Raw genomic sequence first — 6,355 nt, forward strand, 5'->3', positions numbered from 1 at the left:
CACTGCCATGATGCGGCAAATACGCAGCATTTTTAGATTATGATATTTTAGCTGTAATACTTTCTCAGTAAACATCAATGAAAACCCCAGTGTTAATGGGATGATTATGATGAAAATATACTGCTGTATGATGGGCCATTGAGGCCATAAATAGCGAAATGATACGCCATGTATTGTCGCCGTGAGTAATGTAAGTCCTAATACATAGCCGCTGTAATAACTGTAACTATAAGATGCTGACGCAAGGGCAATAAATAAACTGAACAAGCAAATAGCGAGTAATAAGCCTATTTGCATACCACTAAACAAGTTCTTGGTTTCGGTTAGCCGTGTTAGGTCGTTTGATGACCACAACACTAATGGCAAACTGATACTACCTTTACTGTCTATTTTCAGATAAAAAGTATGAGTATCACCAGGTTCAAAATTGACTGGATATAAAAAGATATTGCTTTCTAATGGTCGTTGCTTAAATGGCAAGGAGTCGCCCATGACTTCAGTACTGACCAGCTCCCCATTGATCAGGTGGTATATTTTAACACTGTCGAGTAATGGATTATCTAAGGCAATAATGCGTGATAGATGGTCGTTGGGATTAAATATAGTAAAACTCACCCAATAGTTTTTAATGCCTATTTTGTATGGTTGATTGGTATCGATTTTTTTCCAGCTGTTTTCTGACCGTTGTAATAATGTGGTTAGGTTTTCAATATCATTACTTTGATTGGCATAAACCCAGTCTTGTAACTCAATTTTTGTTATGGAATCTGATGTAAGTCTAAGCGGTACCCCAGAGAGTGTATTAGCCCAACAGTTTTGGCTAATCAACAGCAAAAATAATCCAATTAACACTCTAAAGTGATATTTACATTGCTGTTGTAACTGATGAGTTATGAGGGGCATCATCAGTTATTATTCACGTTTAGATGAACTGGCAGTTGGAAAAAATCACAACTGTTTTTATAACATTCTTGCGCCAATGTTTGCGGTGATTGTTGGCGTAAATTAGCCATATACTCGACAATATAAGGTAAGTATTGGGGTAAGTTTCTACTCGACTTAGGTTTAGGCCGCATACTACGAGGTAATAAGTAAGGACTATCGGTTTCTGCCATAATGCGATTACTAGGAATCAACGGCACTAATTGAGCGAGCTCTTGTCCTCGGCGTTCATCACAAATCCAACCTGTAATGCCAATGTATAAATCAGCCGCTAAGCATTCAAATAACTCATCTTTACTGCCAGTAAAACAGTGCAATAAAGCATTAGGGAGTTGAGCTCTGTACTCATTTACAATGGCGATAAAATCACTATGTGCTTCACGACAATGCATCAGTACAGGCATATTGAGTTCGCAAGCCAGCTCTAATTGCGCTGCAAATGCCTTTCTTTGTGCAAGACGAGGTGAAAAGTCGCGATTGTAGTCAAGTCCACACTCACCAATAGCAACCACTGTTTCTTGTGTGGCAAGCTGAGTTAAACGTGCTTTGCTGTGTTGATCCCAAGACGATGCATGATGCGGGTGAACACCTGTAGTGCAGTAGAGTTGTTGCGGGTATTGTTGGCAGAGAGATATTGAGTCGGAGCTTTCATCGAGATCGCTGCCAATAATAATTAACGGCGAAACATGATGTTTCGCCGCGTCATTGATAATAGTGTCAATATCGTGCTTAAGCCTGTCGCTAAGCAGATTGACTGCAATGTCGATGTATTGAGTCATGTAATAAAAGTGCTGTAGTTACTTTAATCGTCTAACTCGGACAGTAGCATTGCGTTCATCGCTACCCAATAAAAATGAATTCAATGCACCCGTTTCAATAAAGATGCGTTGACCTTTTTTGATTTTATAATTCTTTGAATTACTTTGCTTCCATACTTGGCCATTGCTGAGTGTTATCACAAATGCGCCTAATGCATCTTTCTTGACGCTAATGACTTCAGAATAAATCTTATCGACTTCATCTTCTATTACTTTCTTTTGTAGACCAAAATCATCAACGCTGAGCACTTGAGGGCTTGCTGCAGCTATAGGTGCCACAACTTTTGGTGTAGCTGGCGGCCTTGGAGCTTCTGATGGAGCTACCTTAGTTGTATTTGTCGTCGTCATTATATGAGCACTGGGTTTAGCATTAGCTGCTAATTCGTCATAACAAGTTAATCGCACGGTTTTGTCCGTTTTAGCGGCACATATAGACAGTTGCTGACCAAGATTAGTATTGGCATGTGCATTAGCCGACATCAATATGATCCCGACGGCAATTAAACTTAAACGCATTGATTCTTCCTTATTATTTTAGTCAGTAGAGCCTTTCTTTATCGCTTAATTCTCAGCTTGTTCGTTTTCTGGCTCATCTTCTTTTTTGCTGTAGAAACGTGCGGCGATTAGTCCACCTTCAAACAATAACAGCATTGGTACGGCTAGCATAGTCTGCGAGATAATATCGGGCGGCGTGAGTACCATGCCAACAACAAAAGCTCCTACTACAATATAAGGACGTTTTTGGCGTAACTCATCGGGTGTGGTAACACCAGCCCAGCATAACAAAACCACTGCTACAGGTATTTCAAAAGCTAAACCAAAGGCAAAAAACAGTTTTAAAATAAAACTCAAATAGCTGCTGATATCAGTAGCAACTTGCACGCCATCTGGAACTACACTAGTGAAAAAACCAAATACAACGGGGAAAACAATATAGTAGGCAAAGGCTATTCCAAGATAAAACAACAGGGTGCTGCTGGCTAACAAGGGAACAACTAAGCGTTTTTCATGTTTGTATAATCCAGGGGCGACAAAAGACCATACTTGATAGAGTACATAGGGAATGGCGATGAAGAATGCTAGCACGAGTGTTAATTTAAAGGGTGCAAAAAAAGGTGCGGCAACGTCGGTTGCAATCATGCTGCCTGTTTCTGGAAGCGAACGCATTAGTGGTAGAGCTATGTAGTGATAAATATCGTTAGCCCAATACACAATAGTAATGAATACCAATAACACGCTGCCAATGGCTCTAAGCAATTTGTTACGTAATTCAAGCAAATGGCTAATAAGCGGTTGCTGCTGCGACATGGATTATCCGTTTTATTTAGGGGTTGAACTGTTTTCGCTAGTCGCTTCAGATGACTTAGCTTCTACGACTGAAGGAGACTCGTCAGGTGATGCTTTTGGCGCTACAGGTGATGTGTCTTCAACTTTATAAGGGCGATTCACTGACTCAGCGGCTTTTTTCAGCTGATCAATCGACTCTTGTAGCTCTGGCGACAAATTGGCTAAACCTTTGCTTTCAGCTTTTTTTAAATCAGCATGTAACTGATCAATTTTAAGCTCTTGCTCAAGTTCATCTTTGACAGAGTTAGCCATGCGCTTAAGCGCGCGGATCCAACCTGTTAACGAACGTACTGCAACCGGTAGTCTTTCGGGGCCTAGTACGACTAGCCCCAAAATACCGATCAGCAGCAGCTCCATAAAGCCGATACCGTCAAACATAATAAATTACGCCTGTTTATCTTTAGATTCTGTTTCAGGTTGCTTTTCTGCAGCCTGTTGCGAAGTCGCTGCAGTTTGGTCTTTTTCTTTGTCATCTAAAGATTTATTTTCATCTTCTGGAGTCATGGCGTTTTTAAAGCCTTTTACTGCTCCACCTAAATCACCGCCCAAAGAACGCAATTTTTTAGTCCCAAATAATAGAATGACAATTAACGCTACGATTAGAAGCTGCCAAATACTGATGCCGCCCATGAAGATTTTCCTCTTTAAAGTAAAATGGTTTTTGTAGAAAAGTTATTTCAAAATCCATAATAACACTCAATTCTTTAAGTATTATGAACCTCTAATAAATTAGTGCTAGCTAAAATTTACGATTCTTTGGCCTAGATCTCCATCCTATCGCCCAAATCAATATACCTGCACCGATACAGGTATATGCAGGCCATAGTGTAACTATTTGAGTAAATAAAATTGTGCCACAGATCAATAATACAGCCGATGTGATAAGTAGATAATTACTCTTGTGCGATTTCTGTTGGTAGCGCAAGTACTTATCTAACATTTGCTGTTGAGTGCCGAGTAATTTACGACCTAGTTTTAAATTGTCGTAAATCAATTCAGGAAACTCAGGGAGTTTATCTGCCCAAAACGGCGCATTTGATTTTACTTTGTTGAACATGGCTTTAGGGCCGACTTGTTCTGACATCCAATTTTCTAGGAAGGGTTTGGCTGTTTGCCATAAATCTAGTTGCGGATATAACTGGCGGCCTAAACCTTCAATATACAGTAAGGTTTTTTCGAGTAGCACCAGTTGTGGCTGCACCACAATATCAAAATGACGTGCGGTTCTAAACAGCTCCAACAGTACATGACCGAATGAAATTTCATCTAATGGTTTATTAAACATGGGTTCGCAAACTACTTTTACCGCTTGTTCAAACGCAATAATATCAGTGTGTTCCGATACCCAACCTGACTCAATATACAGCTGGGCGATACGGTGATAATCGCGATTAAAAAAGGCTAAAAAGTTTTCTGCAAGGTATCGTTTATCCACTTCGGTTAACGTGCCCATAATGCCGCAGTCTAGACCGATATAAAATGGGTCGTCTGGATGTTCACGACTGATAAAAATGTTGCCAGGATGCATATCTGCGTGGAAAAAATTGTCTCGAAACACTTGGGTGAAAAACAATTCTACACCGCGTTCAGCAAGCAGTTTAAAGTTGGTACCTTGAGCCCGTAACGCTTCGGTGTCAGATACTGGAATACCGTAAATGCGTTCCATGACCATAAGGCGTTGATAACTGTGTTCTTCGTAAACAAAAGGCACATACAGCGAATTGGAACCCAGAAAATTATTGCGCAGCTTTATGGCGTTGAGCGCTTCGAGCTTTAAGTTTAGCTCGCCTAGAATGGTGGTGCGGTAATCTTCAATCACTTCTGCTGGGCGTAAACGATTACCGTCACCTAATAAGGTTTCGAGTAAGTTAGCCGTTTGAGTCATTAACTGTAAGTCAGCTAATATCTGCTGCTCAACATTAGGCCGCAGCACTTTAAGTACCACCGCTTTACCGTTAGATTTTAAGGTAGCTGTGTGCACTTGTGATATGGATGCCGAGGCAAGTGGTGTATCGTTAAAATCGTCGAAATAGGTTGCGATAGGAGCACCAAGCTCAGCTTCGATGGCTTCTCGTGCTAAAGCGGAATCAAACGGAGGTACTCTGTCTTGCAACATGGCCAACTGATAGGCCCATTCGTCGTCAAGTAAATCACGGCGAGTCGACAACATTTGCCCTAGTTTGATGTATACAGGCCCTAAATCTTGCATCGCTAATTTTAAGCGTTCTGCTGGCGATTTAGTTTTATGTTTATTACGGACCCAAAATAAACTGTTGCGCACAATGGCGAAATACCAAGGCTTTTTGTGTTTAGGTATTAAGTCATCTAAGCCAAAATGCAGAATGGTTTTAATGACATGGTAACCACGCCTGATACTTGCAGTTGTCATTGCGTTATTTGATCTCTTAATTGGGCTATCTTGGCTTCGATACGTTCGGTTTGACTGACTAGTTCGTCCAGATTATCACGAAAGTGTAGCCATTCAATTTTATGCGGTGCCAAGCGATATTCTTCAGTTGTTAACTGGCTGATGTGTGAGCGAGTTTTTTGTAAAACCAGCTTGATATCATGGTTAAATTGTTTTGCTGTAGCAACGAGTTTATGCGTCGGAGCATCACCAATATAACGTGATAATGGTTCAGCAAAATCAACGTGAATATTCTGTAAATAATGGCTTAACGATTGCAGTAATTGAATATCGCCTTCCAAACTGAGTTTATCTTGTTTGATAAGCTCAGTTAAATTAGCGCCTTCAGTCAGCTGATATAATGTTGATGCATCAGCTCGTACGGTTACAGCAACATCACCTTCGTAATGGCTCAGCACTTGAATTTGTTTGGCAAACACCAAATAAATGGGCCAATTTAACTGACTCAATTGAATACAAAATACTTTGCCGTGCAATGACTTTTGGCGAGCATAGTCACTTTTAGCCTGTGCTGGCAGTTGGTTAAAAGCGGTTTCAATGGCTGCACAAGTTAACAAAGCAAAGTGATTAGGGGTCATTAGAACTTATAACCTCTATGCAATGCGACAACGCCGTCTGTCATGTTGGTGTAGTCGACTTGTTCAAAACCTGCATCGACCATCATTTGTTTAAGGGTTTCTTGATCAGGATGCATCCGAATTGATTCGGCAAGGTATTCGTAGCTGTCAGCATCTTTAGTGATTAATGCGCCCATTTTAGGTAACACCTTAAAGCTATACATGTCGTAAACTTTACGCATTAATTCATGTTTAGGTGTTGA

At 40.6% G+C, this 6,355-nt stretch carries 9 protein-coding genes; all 9 read right to left on the reverse strand.

What is annotated here, in order from left to right; genetic code table 11:
- On the reverse strand, nt 1-906 hold a 906-nt coding region (locus CXF78_RS07280; RefSeq protein WP_308302239.1), incomplete at its 3' end, for a 7TM-DISM domain-containing protein.
- Nucleotides 906-1,721: a TatD family hydrolase gene (locus CXF78_RS07285; protein ID WP_011635957.1), complete on the reverse strand. Its 816-nt coding sequence runs from the start codon at nt 1,719-1,721 to the stop codon at nt 906-908. The genes CXF78_RS07285 and CXF78_RS07280, both read right to left, overlap by 1 nt.
- A gap of 18 nt (nt 1,722-1,739) precedes the next feature.
- Nucleotides 1,740-2,276, reverse strand: coding sequence for a hypothetical protein (locus CXF78_RS07290; protein ID WP_102036401.1), 537 nt, complete (start codon nt 2,274-2,276; stop codon nt 1,740-1,742).
- Nucleotides 2,277-2,321: 45 nt separating this feature from the next.
- Nucleotides 2,322-3,068: a twin-arginine translocase subunit TatC gene (gene tatC, locus CXF78_RS07295; protein ID WP_011635959.1), complete on the reverse strand. Its 747-nt coding sequence runs from the start codon at nt 3,066-3,068 to the stop codon at nt 2,322-2,324.
- 12 nt (nt 3,069-3,080) lie between these two features.
- Nucleotides 3,081-3,485, reverse strand: coding sequence for a Sec-independent protein translocase protein TatB (tatB, locus tag CXF78_RS07300; protein ID WP_011635960.1), 405 nt, complete (start codon nt 3,483-3,485; stop codon nt 3,081-3,083).
- Between the two features lie 6 nt (nt 3,486-3,491).
- The gene (tatA, locus tag CXF78_RS07305) at nt 3,492-3,737 is read right to left on the reverse strand and encodes a Sec-independent protein translocase subunit TatA (RefSeq protein WP_011635961.1); all 246 of its coding nucleotides are present in this window, start codon (nt 3,735-3,737) and stop codon (nt 3,492-3,494) included.
- A 109-nt stretch (nt 3,738-3,846) separates the two neighbouring features.
- Nucleotides 3,847-5,496 (reverse strand): ubiquinone biosynthesis regulatory protein kinase UbiB, encoded by a 1,650-nt coding sequence (ubiB, locus tag CXF78_RS07310; protein WP_011635962.1) that lies wholly within the window; start codon nt 5,494-5,496, stop codon nt 3,847-3,849.
- On the reverse strand, nt 5,493-6,113 hold the full coding sequence (locus CXF78_RS07315) for a ubiquinone biosynthesis accessory factor UbiJ (RefSeq protein WP_059747506.1): 621 nt from the start codon (nt 6,111-6,113) through the stop codon (nt 5,493-5,495). Before CXF78_RS07315 ends, ubiB begins: the two co-directional genes overlap by 4 nt.
- The coding region (locus CXF78_RS07320) for a class I SAM-dependent methyltransferase (protein WP_180957081.1) at nt 6,113-6,355 on the reverse strand (243 nt) is incomplete at its 5' end. The genes CXF78_RS07315 and CXF78_RS07320, both read right to left, overlap by 1 nt.

This window comes from Shewanella sp. 11B5, assembly GCF_002836795.1.
GTDB classification, from domain to species: domain Bacteria; phylum Pseudomonadota; class Gammaproteobacteria; order Enterobacterales; family Shewanellaceae; genus Shewanella; species Shewanella frigidimarina.

Excerpts from the sequence above, each read along its gene's own strand:
- CXF78_RS07285 (WP_011635957.1), bottom strand. The coding sequence starts at position 1,721 with ATGACTCAATACATCGACATTGCAGTCAATCTGCTTAGCGACAGGCTT.
- CXF78_RS07290 (WP_102036401.1), bottom strand. The coding sequence starts at position 2,276 with ATGCGTTTAAGTTTAATTGCCGTCGGGATCATATTGATGTCGGCTAAT.
- tatC (WP_011635959.1), bottom strand. The coding sequence starts at position 3,068 with ATGTCGCAGCAGCAACCGCTTATTAGCCATTTGCTTGAATTACGTAAC.
- tatB (WP_011635960.1), bottom strand. The coding sequence starts at position 3,485 with ATGTTTGACGGTATCGGCTTTATGGAGCTGCTGCTGATCGGTATTTTG.
- tatA (WP_011635961.1), bottom strand. The coding sequence starts at position 3,737 with ATGGGCGGCATCAGTATTTGGCAGCTTCTAATCGTAGCGTTAATTGTC.
- ubiB (WP_011635962.1), bottom strand. The coding sequence starts at position 5,496 with ATGACAACTGCAAGTATCAGGCGTGGTTACCATGTCATTAAAACCATT.
- CXF78_RS07315 (WP_059747506.1), bottom strand. The coding sequence starts at position 6,113 with ATGACCCCTAATCACTTTGCTTTGTTAACTTGTGCAGCCATTGAAACC.